We start from the raw sequence: 14,182 nt of genomic DNA, 5'->3' as shown, positions 1-14,182 counted from the left end.
TGCATGCCTATCCGTACCGCTTCCGCACGCTGGCAGGGCAATCTTCCCGAGGGCTCCGGCACGATCCGTACCGGCAAGGGCGGGTTGCAGGGGAACTACTCCTTCAAGTCCCGTTTCGAGGAGGGTGAGGGCACCAACCCCGAGGAGTTGATCGGCGCCGCGCACGCCGGCTGCTTCTCGATGGCCTTCTCCAAGGCGCTCGCCGACGCCGGGACCACCGCCACCTCGGTGGAGACCACCGCCACGGTGCACCTGGACAAGACCGACGCCGGGATGACGGTGACCCGCATCGAGCTGGACACCGTCGGTGAGGTCCCCGGCATCGACGAGGCGCAGTTCGCCAAGCTGGCTGAGACCGCGAAGCAGAACTGCCCGATCTCGCGCCTGCTGTCGCCCGGCGCGGAGATCACCCTCACCGCCCGCCTCTCCTCCTGACCGTCCCGCGCTGATCTCGCGCTTCCGGCGCCCCGCGACCGTGCGGAGGGCCTCGGAGGCGCGAGATCGCGCGCCGGGTGAGGAACAATGAGGGCGTGGCGGTCGAGATGGAGCGCGAGCGGTTCGAGGAGTTGGTGGGGGAGGCGCTGGACGAGGTCCCCGAGGAGCTGCTGGCGCTGATGAGTAACGTGGTGATCCTGGTCGAGGACGATCCGCCGCCCGGCGAGGACCTGCTCGGCCTCTACGAGGGACACGCGTTGACCGATCGGGGCTGGGACTACGCCGGAGTCCTCCCGGACCGCATCCTGATCTACCGCAACCCGATCCTGCGGATCTGTGACACCGACGACGACGTCGTCGACGAGGTGGCGGTGACCGTGGTCCACGAGATCGCCCACCACTTCGGCATCGACGACGACCGCCTGCACGCTCTCGGCTGGGGCTGACTGACCCAACCGGCCCCTTGCGGTGCTGCCCTACCGTCTCGGCCAGACACGGCGAGTACGGGAGGAACCCATGCGTAGCGAGCTGTTCTCAGCGGCGAACCTGGAGAAGGAGTCCGCGCAGCCCGGTATGCGGCTGCAGAACGCCAAGATGTTGAAGATCGAGCTGAACGGCGAGGCGATGGCCCGTGTCGGCTCGATGGTCGCCTACCAGGGGCAGGTGCAGTTCCAGGCGCTCGGCTCCGGCGGTCTCGGCAACTTCCTCAAGCAGAAGCTCACCGGCGAGGGCGTGCCGCTGATGAAGCTGACCGGTCAGGGTGACGTCTTCCTCGCCGACTTCGCCAAGGACGTGCACGTCATCGACCTGGAGCCGGGCGACGCGCTGTCCATCAACGGGTCCAGCGTGCTGGCGTTCGACTCGACGCTGAGCTACGACATCAAGATGGTCGGCGGTGCGGGCATGGCCGCCACCGGCCTGTTCAACTGCGTCTTCTCCGGGCAGGGCCGGATCGCGGTCACCACCCGGGGCACCCCCGTCGTGCTCAGCGTCGACGCGCCCACCTACGTGGACCCGCAGGCCGCCGTCTGCTGGTCGGCGGGGCTCCAGACCGGCTACCACCGGGCCGACCAGCTCGGGCTCGGCACGCTACTGGGACGGACCACCGGTGAGGCGTACACGATGAGCTTCGCCGGGCGCGGCTTCGTTGTCGTCCAGCCGTCCGAGGAGCCGCCGGTCATGGGCAGCGGCCAGCAGGAGCAGGGCGGGGTGCTCGGCGGACTGTTCCGCTGAGCCCGGCCGGTCAGCCCAGCTCGCCCGCCCGGACCCGGGCGAGCCAGGCTGCGGCGTCGGTGTAGTCGGCGTCGGAGAGACCGGCCGGGGCCGGCACCGGCCGTTCGCCGGCCGTGCCGTCCCACCGGTGCCGGGGGTACGACCCGAGGAAGCGCACGTCGGCACAGACCCGCCGCAGCCCCTGGAGGGCCTCACCGAGCCGGTTGTCGGCGACGTGGCCGGTGCAGTCGAGGAAGAAGACGTACCGGCCCAGCGCCTCACCGGTCGGTCGGGACTCGATCCGGGTCAGGTTCACCCCGCGTACGGCGAGTTCCATCAGCACGGACAGCAGGGCGCCCACCCGGTCGTGGGCGATGTAGACCGCCAGCGACGTCACGTCGTCGCCGGTGGGCGGCGGAGGCGGGCCGGGGCGGGACAGCAGCGCGAACCGGGTGACCGCGTCCGGATGGTCGGCGATCTTGTCAGCCAGCACGGCGAGCCGGTGTCGGGCCGCGCCGATGGGCGCGCAGATCGCCGCGTCGTACTCACCGGTGGCTGCGCCGGCCGCCGCGGCTCCGTTGGAGAGCACGTCGACCACGACCGCGTCGGGCAGGTGTGCCCGCAGCCAGCTCCGGCACTGGGTGGACGCCTGCGGGTGGGCGGCGACGCTGCGGATGGTCGGCAGCAGGGTGCCCGTCCGCGCACCGAGCACGAACTGCACCGGCAGGATCACCTCGCGGGTGATCACCAGAGGTTCGCCCTCGGCCAGTTCGTCGAGCGTGACCCCGACCGCGCCGCCGATCGAGTTCTCCAGCGGCACCAGCGCGGCGTCGGAATCGCCGGTGCGGACCGCCTCCAGGGCCTCGCCGACGCTGCGGGCCGGCGTACGGCTGCCCCGCTCGGCGGCGGGCACGGCACGCAACGCCTGTTCGGCGAAGGTGCCCTCGGGCCCGAGGTAGACGAAACGGGTCGGCGGCGTTCCCGGCATGGCGAACAGCCTACGCACCCGCCGTGGGGGTGGACGCCGATGGCGTCGGTGACTGCCCGGACGGCGTCGGCGTGGAGACCGGTGGCGGGGACGGCACGGGTGGCACCGGTACCGGCACCGATCCCTCGTCGCCGCAGGCCAGGGTCCTGATCCCGACCGGTGCGGCCACGCGTACCTCGACCGAGCAGACGTCGGTGCCGGCGGTCACCAGCCGCAGGGTGCCGGCCTGGTCCCGGGTGACCACCTGGAGCGGTTCGTACCCGGTGACGTCGACGCTGGTGAAGTGCCAGCCGGCGGCGCAGCGCGGCCCGCTGGTGACCTGTACCCGCGCGTTGCGGGGGAGCAGCCCGTCGCGGCCCCGGACCAGGTCGACGATCCGTTGCCGGGAAGGCTGGCCGGGACAGGCCACCGCGACCAGACCGGCGTCGGTCGGCGCGACGGTCGGGGCGACGCTCGGCGGGTCACCGAAGGGCGGCGGCGTCGGGGTGGCCGATTCGGCCGCGGCCGTGGTGGGCGGCGGCGTGGGCAGAGCCGACCCGTCGCGCAGGTCCGGCGGTTCGCCGCAACCGGCCAGCAGGAGCACGGCCAGCCCGGCGACTGCGGACAGCCGGGTACGGCTCCGGCGGTCGCCCGCTCGGGCGGGACGGTGGCCGGGGGCGGCACGACGGATCGGGGCGGACGGCACGGGGATGGTCCTCGATGGGGGCGAGCGTCAGGGACGGCCGGAGCCGAGCCCATGGTAGGAGGATCCGCCGCCGACGGGAAAGGCCAGTCGGGTACGTGGTGTCGGGTCAGAGCCCCGAGAAGAAGGTGAGCGAGCCGGCGACGGCCCCGTCGGCGAGCACCGGCGTGGAGATGGCGTCGACGGTCGCGTCGGAGATGCCCTCGGTGGTCGCCATGATCCGTAACAGGCCGCGGGCCATCCGGCCGGAGGCGAGCGCCAACAGTGGCGGGATCTTGTCGATGTCCGGCTCGGCCAACTCGCCCCGATAGGCGGTGAAGTCGAGCAACCGCAGGCCGCCGTCGAGCAGCGGCAGCCCCATGACGTCCTCGGGGGTGCCGAGGCCGAGCAGATCGCAGCCGGCGGCGGAGACGGCCACCACCCGGGTCTCGGCGTCGATCAGCAGACAGGGCTCGTCGGCACTGGACACAGTGGCCGCCCATCGCCCGAGGTTGTCGTACCCAAGCTCTGTCGGTGTCCCCGGGTCGGGCGCGAACACTTCCGAGAGCGAGAGTTCGACGTGGGCCACCGCGCCTCCTATGCACACCGACGGAACGTCCACGCTAGCCGGTCGTCTCGGCCACCGCTGACCGCGCTGAAAAACCACGCCATCGGTGCTGATCGCTGCCGGTCCGCGACGGCGCGGCCGGCCGGTGCGGAGCGCCGGTGCCCGGCCGCGTGGCGTCGCCGCAGACGTTACCGCCGGGTGGCCGGCTTGTCAGCGGCCATTCGGCCGTCCTCGTACCACCGGTAGTCGGCTGCTGGCGGATAGCCGCCACTCATCCACGTCCCGGGGTGCTGCGCGACCCGGGAGAGCTTCTCGGCAGTGGCCGGGCTGATCCGGTTGCCACCGGCGACGAGCATCCGGTCGAGCTCCCGGTGGGTGGCCATCAGACAGTCCTTGGGCAGGCCGTAGACGCTGATGACGCCGGAGCCCACGAAGGTGAGCACCGGCGTCACCGGGATCGGATGGCCGACCGCACTGGTCAGTGCCTTGCTGGCGCGCCGGGCGTCGCGGCGGGCCTCGGCGACGTACGGCGGGCGCTTGCCGTTGATCTGCACCACGTCGCCCGCGACCAGGACGCGGGCCCGGCCGTGGTCGGCGATGGTGACGGCGAAGAGTCCGCTCGGGCCGATGGCGAGGAACCCGGCCCGGTTGTCGTCGCTCTCGTCGAGCAGGGCGTCCGCGGCGTCCGTTCGCGGCCAGTCGATCACGTGCCACGCGGGCCCGAGATGGTCGAGTTGGCCGAGCGCACGGGCACCGGCCGCCTCAAGCCGGCGAGCGCCCCGCTCGGCACGGCGCCGACGGGCCCACTCCAAGGGCGACGGACGTGGCGCCTCGACCACCCCCGGTGCCTCGACCCGAGGGTGTGGCACCGCCGCTTGCGGCAGCGCCCGGGCGGACGGTACGGCTCGACGAGCGGGGAAGACAGTCATCGCGACCTCCGGCAAAAGGTCCCTCGAAGTTACTTTCTCACTACCCTACGTTGCGGGTCCCGGTAGTCGGCAAGCCGGAACGCCGGAATGACTGTGGATGAATGCCATATTCACCCACAGCCTTTTTATCGGATGCCGCCAAACCCTGCCCTAGGCTTCGGATGTGACCCACTACGTGGACAGTGAGGTCGGCCGGCTCGGCACCGTGCTGCTGCACCGGCCAGGGCCGGAACTCGCCCGCCTGACCCCGCGCAACAACGACTCCCTGTTGTTCGACGCCATCCCCTGGGTGGGCCGCGCGCAGGAGGAGCACGACGCCTTCGCCGCCGCGCTGCGCGAGCGCGACGTCGAGGTGCTCTATCTCACCGATCTGCTCACCGAGACCCTGGCCGTGGCGGAGGCCCGCGCCGAACTGACCGAACAGGTCCTCGCCTCGCCCCGACTCGGTGACACCCTGCGCGCCCGGGTCGCCGCGCACCTGACCTACCTCGACCCGGCCGCGCTCGCCGGAGTCCTCGTCGCCGGCCTCGCCCACGAGGAGCTACGGGTCGGCGGCGACCGGCGCGGCGGCCTGGTCTACACCCTGATGGACCGGCACGACTTCGTCATCGCGCCGCTGCCGAACCTGCTGTTCACCCGCGACTCGTCACTGTGGATCGGCGAGCGGGTCGGCGTGACCAGCCTGGCGATGCCGGCCCGGCGGCGGGAGACCACGCTGACCGACGCGATCTACCGGCACCACCCGCGCTTCGCCGGCACCGAGTACGTCTACCGGCCCGACCTGGAGCACCTCGAAGGCGGTGACGTGCTGCTGCTCGCCCCCGGGGTACTCGCCGTCGGGGTGGGCGAGCGGACCACCCCGGCCGGTGCCGAACGACTGGCCCGGCAGGTCTTCGCGGCCGGGCTGGCGCACACCATCCTGGTGGTGCCGATCGCCCAGGAACGGGCCACCATGCACCTGGACACGGTCTGCACGATGGTCGACGTCGACGCGGTGCTGATGTACCCCAACGTCGCGCACACGCTGTCGGCGTACACGGTGATCGCCGGGACGGACGGCGACGACCCCCGGGTGGACGGCCCGGCGCCGTTCCTGCGGGCCGCCGCCGACGCGATGGACCTCGACCGGCTCCGGGTGATCGACACCGGGCTCGACCCGGTGACGGCCGAGCGGGAGCAGTGGGACGACGGCAACAACACCCTGGCGCTCGCGCCCCGGCTCTGCGTCGGCTACGAACGCAACGTGGAGACCAACGCCCAGCTCGAACGGGCCGGCATCGAACTCATCCCGATCGCCGGGTCCGAGCTGGGGTCGGGGCGGGGCGGCCCCCGCTGCATGTCGTGCCCCCTGCTGCGCGAGTGACGACGCGGGCCGGGACGGAAGCCGGGCAGGGGACGAGAGTAAGGAAGGGTCCCCTGCTAACGCCTCCGGTAGAGCAGGGGTCCCTTCCTAACACCAGAAGCGCGCGCTCAGCGCAGGGTGAGCTGGCGGCCCAGCAGGCCCTGACGGGACCGGCGGGCGGCGGCGTCGAGCGGCCCGGTCTCCGTCAGCGCCTCCGCGTACCGCTTGGCGAACTCGGCGACCGGCGCCTCCCACTCGGCGGCCGGGGTGTCCTCGGGCAGGTCCCAGACCGGCACCAACCGGCCGTGGGCCCGGAACATGCCGGCGAACCTGGTCCCCTCGCCGAGGGTCAGCGAGCCGGCCGCGCCGAGCCGGGCCAACGCGTCCAGCGCGGCCTCCTCGGCCTCGGGCAGCACCCAGCGGACGTGTGCCTTCTCCGGCACCTGGCACCAGTACGCCGACCTCGCCGCCGCCAGGCGTACCGTCGGGTAGATCGCGGCGTTGGCCCGCTCCAGGGACGCCTGCACGGTCGGGTCGTCCACGGCCTCGGGAACCAGCCAGAAGTCGAAGCCCTCGTGCAGGGTGACCGTCAACGGACCGTCGACCAGGATGTCCTGCAACCGTGGGCCGGGGCCGGGCAGCGGCGGCACCTGGACCGGGGCGCCCGGCTCGGTACGCAGCGCGCAGAGCAGCGACTCGGCCAGGTCCCGGGAGACGTCACCGGACTGCTGGTGCCGCTGGAGCCCGACGAACACGTGCCCGTCGGCACGACTCATCGCGGGGGCGGCCATCGGCAGCACGGTGGCCAGCGTCACCGGGCGGTCGCCGTACTCCTCGACCAGCTCGGGGGTGAGCCGCAGCGGTGCGGAGGCGGCGGGCACCAGTTCCCGCAGCGCGATCCACTCCGGCTCGTCGGTCAGCCCTTCGAAGGGCCGGGGGACGAAGACGTCCCGCACCTTCTCCCGCTTCGGGGTGGGTGTGGCGGCCCGCTGGTTCTTTCGACGCTTGCTCACGGCGACACAGCCTAGAGGCCCGGACGCGACGCCGGGGGCGGGACCCGCCCGGCGGGCGATCAGCCGGTGACGACCAGGCCCGGTCGCTCGGGAACCGGGTCGAACTCGGCCCAGACGCTCTGCCCGAGACCGTCCCGTTCGACGCCCCAACGGTCCGCCAGGCCGGAGACGATGTGCAGGCCCCGGCCGTCGGCCGCGTCGATGTCCGCCGGGCGGATCCGGGGCGTACCGGTCGCGCCGCCGTCGGTGACCCGCAGCCGGACGTGCGCCCCGTCGTCGGTCGTCATCAACCGCCAGGCCACCCGGACCACCCCGCCGGGCAGCGGGTCGGCGTGCCGGACGGCGTTGCCGACCAGCTCGGCGAGGACCGCGACGAGATCAGCCAGCACCACCGGGGACACGACCTCGGCCAGTTCGGCGGCGAGGCGGTGCCGGGCGGCGCGTGCACCGCTGGCGTGGTGCGGCACGACCACACACCACGCTCGTTCGACCGCTCCCGTCGACACGTCCCGCCCCTCTGTCGCCCCTGGTGACCCCCACGATCACCGGCGGGGCAGCCGCACCTCTGCGACCGTACCTCCGCCGGTTCTCGGCCGGAGGAATACCCATCCATTCTGCTGTTCAACGATCCGGCGGACGAGATAGAGACCGAGTCCGGTGCCCGGATAGCGACGATTGTCACCCGAATCGCCCTGCCAGAACCGGTCGAAGGCCCGTTCGACGTGCTCCGGTCGTACGCCGATGCCCCGGTCACTGACCCGGATGCAGACGGTCGGCCCGTCCGCGACCGCGCTCACCTCGATCGGCGAGCCGGGTGGCGAGTACTTCCCGGCGTTGGTGACCAGTTCGGTCAGCACGGTGACCAGGCTCTGCCGGCGTCCGATCGCCCGGGGCAGGTCGGCCGGGAACTGGAGGGTGGCCCGGCGGCGCAGCTCACCGGGCAGGTTGGCGACCGCTCCGCGCAGCGTCTCGCCGAGATCGAAGGGCACCGCCGGTCCGTCGTCCGGCCACGCCTCGGCGGCCGAGGAGAGCAGCCGGTCGAGCAGCCGGGCCAGCTCGTTGGCGCGCTGGCCGATGACCTGCGCGGCCTGGCGCCGGTCGGCGTCGCTGAGCGACTCCCAGTGGTCGTTGAGCGTGTCGGCGTACCCCTTGATGACGGTCACCGGGGTGCGTAGCTCGTGACTGGTCACCGCGACGAAGAGGTCCCGCTCGTGGTCGTGCCGCTGCTGGTCGGTGATGTCCCGGAAGGTGACCACCCGCAGCGCACCCGGACCCGGCAGCTCACCCGAGGTGACCCGCAGCCAGCGCCCGTCCGGTAGGCGGTGGTCGAGGACCTGTCCGGACGGGGGCACCGGGAAGGGCAACGGTCTGTTGATCGCCTCGGCCGCGGACCGGCCGGTGACGTCGGCGGCGGCCGGGTTCCAGAGGCGTACGTGGGTGTCCCGGTCGACGACCGCCAGCCCGTCGGCGAGCGCCGCCACCACCGGGCCGTCGCCGTGCACCGGCAGGCCGCTCTGGTCGCCGTACATGTGCGCGATGCAGGCGCCCAGGAAGCCGACCACGCTCCACTGCTCCGGGCCGGGCTCGTCGTCCCCGGCCCGGTACAGGGCCTGGAGGCTACCGACGGCGTGGCCGCCGATCTCGGCGCGGGAGGCGACCATCCGCCGCAGGCCGCGATCGGTCAGCTCGTCGGCGAGCTGACTGCCGAGCCGGTCGGTCCGGACGCACTGCACCCGGGGGCCGGCGAGCAGGCAGGCGGTGATCGGATCGCTGGGAGGCAGTGGACGCCCGATGGTCCACTCGGCGGCACCGGTGGCGGCGATCACCCGACCGCCGCTGGGAGCGAACTCGACGAAGGCCATACCGGCGGCACCGAGTGCCGGTTGCGCCACCCGCAGCAACTTGGTCAGTACCGGAAGGCCCGCGTCCCCCGAGTTGATCATCTCGATGACGACGGTGTGCCCGGCGATGAGAGCCGAGTAATCGGTACGGTCCGTCATGTCCCCGAGTGTGCACCTCCGTTCGCCTTCTCCGGCACCCCCGACGGTGGGTCGGTTATCCCCTCAACCGGGCCAGCGTCTGTGCCGGGCGGTCGGTGATCACGCCGTCCACCTCGGCGGCCAGCACGAGATCGAGGTCCTCGGGCTCGTTGACGGTCCAGACGTAGACCTGGTTGCCGGCGGCCCGCAGCGACGGCACCAGCGCCGGACGTGCCCGGACCAGGCCGATCCCGGGACCGGCGATGCCCACACCGAACGGCAGTCGGCCCAGGCGCAGCCAGCGGGGCAGGACCTCCAGCAGCAGTACGGTCGGCAGCGCCGGGGCCAGCGTCCGCATCCGGCGTACGGCCAGCGGGGAGAAGGACATCACGGTCACGCGTACCGGGTCGTCGGGGCGCGGGTCGGTCAGCCCGTACCGGCGCAGCAGGGCGACCAGTCGGCGCTCCACGTCGCCGCGGTATCGGGACGGGTGCTTGGTCTCCACCAGCAGCCGGACCGGCCGCCCGGCGGCGAGGACCGCCTCCAGCAGCCGTTCGAGGGTGAGCAGCCGGGTGTGGGAAGCGTCCAGCACCTCGTCCCCGTCGGCCGGTACGCCGCCGGGGTGCCAGGAGCCGAAGTCCAACTCCTCCAACTCGGCGAGGGTACGGGCACTGACCAGGCCGCGACCGTTGCTGGTGCGGTTCAGCCGGCGGTCGTGCACGCAGACGAGATGGCCGTCACGGGTCAGCCGGACGTCGCACTCCAGCCCGTCGGCGCCCTCGTCGAGCGCGCGCAGGTAGGCGGCGAGGGTGTGTTCCGGCAGGTCGTACGACGCGCCACGGTGCGCGAAGACGAGCGGGGTGGGCACGGCCGCTACAACACCCGGCCCGGTTGGCCGTCCGAGTCGACCACCGGTCGCCCGGCCGCCTCCCAGTCGCCCATGCCGCCCTCGACGTTGCGGACCTGGTCCCAGCCGTTGTGCATCAGGTAGGCGACCACCTGGGCGGAGCGGCCACCGGAGCGGCAGATGACCGCGACGTCCCGGTCGTCGGGCACCTCGGCGAGGCGCGCCGGCAGCTCCATCATCGGCAGGTGGTGGGCGTTGGGTGCGTGCCCCGCCTCCCACTCGTCGTCCTCGCGGACGTCGAGCAGGTAGGTCTCGTCGTCGATCTCGGGCACCGTCATGGTGGGTACGTGGGATCCGAACACGGCTACCAAGCCTAGAGGGCCGTCGGGGAGATCGCGTCGACCGGCGGGTCAGAGCCGGGTGACCCAGTGCGGATGGGCGCCCGCCCACTGCGGCATCCGGGTGCCCCGGACCGCCTCGAACAGTCCCTCTCCGCCGTTGTCGAGCACGACGTAGGAGACCTGGTCGATGGTCTGCGGGTAGGAGGGCACCTGCACGCCGCGCAGCGCGTCGGTGGAGAGGCCGCGCAGCGCCAGCAGCAGATCCTCCACGGGTACGCCGTTGGTGTCCACGGTCAGCGATCCGCCGACCGCCTCGATGAGCCGGTGCAACCGGACCGGGTTCTCCCGGAGCCGGGTCTCCCCCGCCTGTTGCAACATCGCCCCGAGTAGTTGCTGCTGGTGCGTCTGCCGGTCGTAGTCGCCGCCGGGCAGGTCGTAGCGCTGGCGGACGTAGTCCAGCGCCTGGGCGCCGTCCATCCGTTGGCAGCCGGGCGAGAAGACCCGGTCGGTGTGGATCGAGCGCACCTCGGTGCGTACGCACAGGTTGACCCCGCCGAGCAGGTCGATGACACTGCGCAGACCGGCGAAGTCGACCAGGGCGGCGCCGTCGAAGCGGATGCCGGTGAGCCGGGACAGGGTGGCGGAGAGCAGTCGGGCTCCGGCCTCGCCGCCGCCGCCGTACTCGTACGCGGCGTTGACCTTGTCCTCGCCGCCGGAGTAGCCGGCCGCGGGCGGGATGTCGACCAGCAGGTCACGCGGTACGGAGACCAGGTAGCCCTCGCGCAGCCCGGCCGGCACGTGGACCATCAGGATGGTGTCGGTGCGTTGCTCCGGGCCGGTGTCGCCGGGGCGGCGGTCGGAGCCGACGAGCAGGTAGTTGAGCGGGCCGTGCCGGTCGGTGCGGTCGGCGCGGGCGGTCGGGTCGAGCAGTTCGGCCCGCGTCACGGTCCGTTCGTACCGGTCGGCGAGCACCCGGAGGCCGACCACGGCGACCGTGGCCAGCAGCACCACCGCCAGCCCGATCCCCAGCAGTACGCGCGGCCAGCGCGGGCGCCCGGAGCCTCCGCCGGTTGCCCGTCGTCCGCCGTCGCGTGCCCTCCTGGCCGTGACGTCCTCCCCGTCCGCCTGACATGAGCCTTCTTCATGTCAGGCTACGGACGGTGCGGGAGGCGTGACGGCGGTTTCCGACTACTCCCGCCGGTCACTTCCGGTTGGAGATCACCTCGGGGTTGTAGAACACGAACTCGGCCAGCTTGTCCTGCTTGACCGCGTGGAACATGTCCAGGGTCTGCTCGCTGAGAGCCTCCCGGCCGCTGTCCGTGCCGTTGAACGTTCCGCCGTTGGTCTTCAGCATGATCAGCTCGTTGCCGGTGACCCCGCGCATCGTGAAGACGAAGTCCTCGACCGAGACACCGCCGGTGTCCAGGATGAACGCCTTGCCGGCCGCCTTGATCAGCTCGTTGAGCTTGAGCGGGTTGGTCAGCGTGCCGTTCTGGCTGGCCTTCTTCGCCATCGCCTTGATGAGCTGCTGCTGGTTCTGCTGGCGGTCGTAGTCGCTGTTGGCCAGGCCGTACCGCTGCCGGGAGAAGTCCAGCGCGGCCCACCCCTCCATCTCCTGGCAGCCCTTCTTGTGCACCACCGGGGTCCGCTGCTTGCCGGTCTTCTTGGCGTCCGCGTTCCACATCACCTTGCCGTCGACGTACGACATGTGGGCGGACTTGACCTCCTGCTTCGGGCAGATGCGCACCGAGCCGAGGGCGTCGATCACGTTCTTGAAGCCGCCGAAGTTGATGATCGCCGCGCCGTCGAAGCCGACACCGGTCATGCCCTTGATGGTCTGGGCCATCAACTGGGCGCCGCCCTCCCAGCCACCGCCGTTGCGGGCACCGGCCTGGAACGCCGCGTTGATCTTGTCGACGCCGCCCGGGAAGCCGGTCTTGGAGAAGGCCGGGATGCGGGCCTCGGTGTCCCGGGGGATCGAGATCAGGTACGCCTGGTCGTGCGTGGCCGGGATGTGCAGCACGATGATGCTGTCCGCGCGTACGTCGTCGGCGGCCCACCGCTCCCGGGCGTCCACGCCCAGCAGCAGCATGTCGATCGGGCCTTCCAGGTTGTTGCCGCCCTCGTCCACCGTCTTGCCGGCCTCGCCGAGTAGGTTGCGCTGCGAGATGCTGCCGGTGGCCTGACCGATCACGGCCTTGCTGCCGACGATGGCGAGGCCGCTGGTCATCATCAGCACCGCGCCGAAGACCAGGGTGATCCGGGCCCAGAGAGGGTCCTTCCGCCGGGCGCGCCCCTTCTTGCCGCTCTTACCGGCCTTCTTCTTGCCGGTTGAGGAGGTCGAGGGGTTCGATGCGCCAGGCGGATCGAGCAAGGAGGGGCTCTGAACCGGCATGCGTGCTCCAGCTCGTGAATGTGGGGGGCGGGAACACTTTACGGACGCAATCCCGTCGTGGCGAGTTCGTCTGACGCTCAGTTACCGTTCTCCGCCACGTCATCCTGGGGAAATGGCCGAATGGCCAGAACAAAATGGACGATCGACTATTGGCTCTCAGCGAAATCACAACCGAAGACGAGCTATTCGATCACGATCCGTGACCGGAGAGCCCGCCTTTCGGGTGCGAACGTGATCAACCGTTACCGGCCCGCGACTCCTTGTTGACCTTGACCCAGTCGGCCATCGTGTCGCCGGACATCGCGCGGTACATGGCCAGGGCGTTCTCCCGGTCGGAGACGACCACCGACTCGCCGTTGACGTTCTGACTGCCCAGGTGCGGGCTGGTGACGAACGTCAGATTCTCGCCGCGCAGGTTGCGGAACTGCACCGCCATGTCGGTCAAGGAGAAGCCCTGGTCGACCGTGACCGCGTCGGTCACCGACCGGAGGAAGGCGTTGAGCTTCTTCGGATTGGTCAGCGTGCCGCTGCTCGCCGCCTTGTCCATCAGCGCCCGCAGGAACTCCTGCTGGTGACGCATCCGGGCGAAGTCGCCGTCCGGGAACTGCTTCCGCTGCCGGATCCAGTCCAGCGCCTCGGTGCCGTTCATCTGGTTGGTGCCCTTGGTGAACTTCCGGTACGGCTTGTGGATCGAGGTGATGCTCCGCTCGACCTCCAGCTCGACGCCGCCGAGCGCGTCGGTGACCTGCTTGAAGCCGCCGAAGTCGATCGCCATCACGTGGTCGATGTGCACGTCGGTGAAGCACTCGACGGTGCGTACCGCCAGCGGCAGGCCACCGAACGCGAACGCCGCATTGATCTTGCGGCGCTGACCGGAGTCGCAGTCGGCACCGGCGCTCTCCGGGATGGGCACGTACAGGTCGCGGGGGATGGAGACGAGGTACGCCTCCTGGTGGTCGGCGGGGATGTGCATGACGATGATCGTGTCGGCGCGCCACTCACCGGCCTGGTCCATCGGTGCGTCCGGATCCCGCGAGTCGGTGCCCACCATGAGGATGTTGAGCGCGCCGTCCACCGCCTTCGCCGGCCGACCGCCGGTGATCTCCGAGAACGGGTCGGTGCGGGCCAGGTTGTTGTCCAGGCTGCGGGCGTAGAACCAGGCGCCGACGCCGCCGAGTAGCGCCAGCACCAGCACCACGACACCGGTCAGCAGGGCGATCCGGCCCCACCGTGGGCGGCGGCCACGCGGCGGCGGTGGGCCACCGGGTCCGCCCGGCCCCACCGGACCTCGCGGACCGCCCGGCCCACCGGGTGCCTCGTCGTACGCCGAGAACCGGCTCGTCTCGTTCGCTCGGGCAGCGCGTCCGCCCCGGCCCGAACCGGCCGGTACCGCCGCGCGCCCGGCGCTGCGGTGCAGGTGGAGGGCCGGCAGTGCGGCGGAGTTGGTGGCTGACATGTAACTCAGGGTACGC

15 protein-coding genes and 1 pseudogene are annotated in these 14,182 nt (G+C 71.6%); 4 read left to right on the top strand and 12 right to left on the bottom strand.

Annotation, left to right across the window (positions count from 1 at the left end; genetic code table 11):
• Positions 1-3: 3 nt before the first annotated feature.
• The 3 genes from ACIBMZ_RS24190 to ACIBMZ_RS24180 all read left to right on the top strand — a co-directional run bounded on the left by ACIBMZ_RS24190 (position 4) and on the right by ACIBMZ_RS24180 (position 1,668).
• The gene (locus ACIBMZ_RS24190) at positions 4-435 is read left to right on the top strand and encodes an OsmC family protein (RefSeq protein WP_396697414.1); all 432 of its coding nucleotides are present in this window, start codon (positions 4-6) and stop codon (positions 433-435) included.
• Positions 436-542: 107 nt separating this feature from the next.
• The gene (locus ACIBMZ_RS24185; protein WP_396697528.1) at positions 543-881 is read left to right on the top strand and encodes a metallopeptidase family protein; all 339 of its coding nucleotides are present in this window, start codon (positions 543-545) and stop codon (positions 879-881) included.
• 70 nt (positions 882-951) lie between these two features.
• Entirely contained in the window at positions 952-1,668 is a 717-nt protein-coding gene (locus ACIBMZ_RS24180) for an AIM24 family protein (protein ID WP_396697412.1), read from the top strand.
• A 10-nt stretch (positions 1,669-1,678) separates the two neighbouring features.
• Here ACIBMZ_RS24180 and pheA read toward each other — a convergent pair whose 3' ends face one another.
• From pheA to ACIBMZ_RS24160, 4 genes and pseudogenes are all read right to left on the bottom strand, one after another.
• On the bottom strand, positions 1,679-2,635 hold the full coding sequence (gene pheA / locus ACIBMZ_RS24175) for a prephenate dehydratase (RefSeq protein ID WP_396697410.1): 957 nt from the start codon (positions 2,633-2,635) through the stop codon (positions 1,679-1,681).
• 118 nt (positions 2,636-2,753) lie between these two features.
• Positions 2,754-3,242 (bottom strand): annotated as a pseudogene (locus tag ACIBMZ_RS24170) (hypothetical protein); the annotation flags it as partial.
• 184 nt (positions 3,243-3,426) lie between these two features.
• Entirely contained in the window at positions 3,427-3,885 is a 459-nt protein-coding gene (locus ACIBMZ_RS24165) for a PAS domain-containing protein (protein ID WP_396697408.1), read from the bottom strand.
• 167 nt (positions 3,886-4,052) lie between these two features.
• On the bottom strand, positions 4,053-4,793 hold the full coding sequence (locus tag ACIBMZ_RS24160; RefSeq protein WP_396697406.1) for a hypothetical protein: 741 nt from the start codon (positions 4,791-4,793) through the stop codon (positions 4,053-4,055).
• Positions 4,794-4,956: 163 nt separating this feature from the next.
• Between ACIBMZ_RS24160 and ACIBMZ_RS24155 the strand changes: the two genes are divergently transcribed.
• A complete protein-coding gene (locus ACIBMZ_RS24155; protein ID WP_396697404.1) occupies positions 4,957-6,156 on the top strand; it encodes an arginine deiminase in 1,200 nt (399 codons plus the stop codon).
• A 107-nt stretch (positions 6,157-6,263) separates the two neighbouring features.
• Here ACIBMZ_RS24155 and ACIBMZ_RS24150 read toward each other — a convergent pair whose 3' ends face one another.
• From ACIBMZ_RS24150 to ACIBMZ_RS24115, 8 genes are all read right to left on the bottom strand, one after another.
• A complete protein-coding gene (locus tag ACIBMZ_RS24150; RefSeq protein WP_396697402.1) occupies positions 6,264-7,148 on the bottom strand; it encodes a DUF5926 family protein in 885 nt (294 codons plus the stop codon).
• Between the two features lie 59 nt (positions 7,149-7,207).
• A complete protein-coding gene (locus tag ACIBMZ_RS24145) occupies positions 7,208-7,621 on the bottom strand; it encodes an ATP-binding protein (RefSeq protein WP_396697526.1) in 414 nt (137 codons plus the stop codon).
• Positions 7,622-7,690: 69 nt separating this feature from the next.
• Positions 7,691-9,148, bottom strand: a complete 1,458-nt coding sequence (locus ACIBMZ_RS24140) for an ATP-binding protein (RefSeq protein ID WP_396697400.1) — start codon at positions 9,146-9,148, stop codon at positions 7,691-7,693.
• Positions 9,149-9,203: 55 nt separating this feature from the next.
• Positions 9,204-9,995 (bottom strand): glycerophosphodiester phosphodiesterase, encoded by a 792-nt coding sequence (locus ACIBMZ_RS24135; protein WP_396697398.1) that lies wholly within the window; start codon positions 9,993-9,995, stop codon positions 9,204-9,206.
• Positions 9,996-10,000: 5 nt separating this feature from the next.
• Complete coding sequence (locus tag ACIBMZ_RS24130) at positions 10,001-10,336, bottom strand: rhodanese-like domain-containing protein (RefSeq protein WP_396697396.1); 336 nt, start codon at positions 10,334-10,336, stop codon at positions 10,001-10,003.
• 48 nt (positions 10,337-10,384) lie between these two features.
• Positions 10,385-11,323, bottom strand: coding sequence for an LCP family protein (locus ACIBMZ_RS24125; protein ID WP_396697524.1), 939 nt, complete (start codon positions 11,321-11,323; stop codon positions 10,385-10,387).
• Positions 11,324-11,516: 193 nt separating this feature from the next.
• On the bottom strand, positions 11,517-12,710 hold the full coding sequence (locus tag ACIBMZ_RS24120) for an LCP family protein (protein ID WP_396697395.1): 1,194 nt from the start codon (positions 12,708-12,710) through the stop codon (positions 11,517-11,519).
• A 235-nt stretch (positions 12,711-12,945) separates the two neighbouring features.
• On the bottom strand, positions 12,946-14,166 hold the full coding sequence (locus tag ACIBMZ_RS24115; RefSeq protein ID WP_396697393.1) for an LCP family protein: 1,221 nt from the start codon (positions 14,164-14,166) through the stop codon (positions 12,946-12,948).
• Between the last annotated feature and the right edge of the window lie 16 nt (positions 14,167-14,182).

It is taken from the genome of Micromonospora sp. NPDC049900, assembly GCF_044461025.1.
Taxonomy (GTDB): Bacteria; Actinomycetota; Actinomycetes; order Mycobacteriales; family Micromonosporaceae; genus Micromonospora.
Note: the sequence above shows the minus strand (reverse complement) of the source record. Positions and strands in the feature narration are given on the sequence as shown.

What these genes read in the sequence shown, in the direction of transcription:
- ACIBMZ_RS24190 (WP_396697414.1), top strand. Translation starts at nt 4, where the DNA reads ATGCCTATCCGTACCGCTTCCGCACGCTGGCAGGGCAATCTTCCCGAG.
- ACIBMZ_RS24185 (WP_396697528.1), top strand. Translation starts at nt 543, where the DNA reads ATGGAGCGCGAGCGGTTCGAGGAGTTGGTGGGGGAGGCGCTGGACGAG.
- ACIBMZ_RS24180 (WP_396697412.1), top strand. Translation starts at nt 952, where the DNA reads ATGCGTAGCGAGCTGTTCTCAGCGGCGAACCTGGAGAAGGAGTCCGCG.
- pheA (WP_396697410.1), bottom strand. Translation starts at nt 2,635, where the DNA reads ATGCCGGGAACGCCGCCGACCCGTTTCGTCTACCTCGGGCCCGAGGGC.
- ACIBMZ_RS24160 (WP_396697406.1), bottom strand. Translation starts at nt 4,793, where the DNA reads ATGACTGTCTTCCCCGCTCGTCGAGCCGTACCGTCCGCCCGGGCGCTG.
- ACIBMZ_RS24140 (WP_396697400.1), bottom strand. Translation starts at nt 9,148, where the DNA reads ATGACGGACCGTACCGATTACTCGGCTCTCATCGCCGGGCACACCGTC.
- ACIBMZ_RS24120 (WP_396697395.1), bottom strand. Translation starts at nt 12,710, where the DNA reads ATGCCGGTTCAGAGCCCCTCCTTGCTCGATCCGCCTGGCGCATCGAAC.
- ACIBMZ_RS24115 (WP_396697393.1), bottom strand. Translation starts at nt 14,166, where the DNA reads ATGTCAGCCACCAACTCCGCCGCACTGCCGGCCCTCCACCTGCACCGC.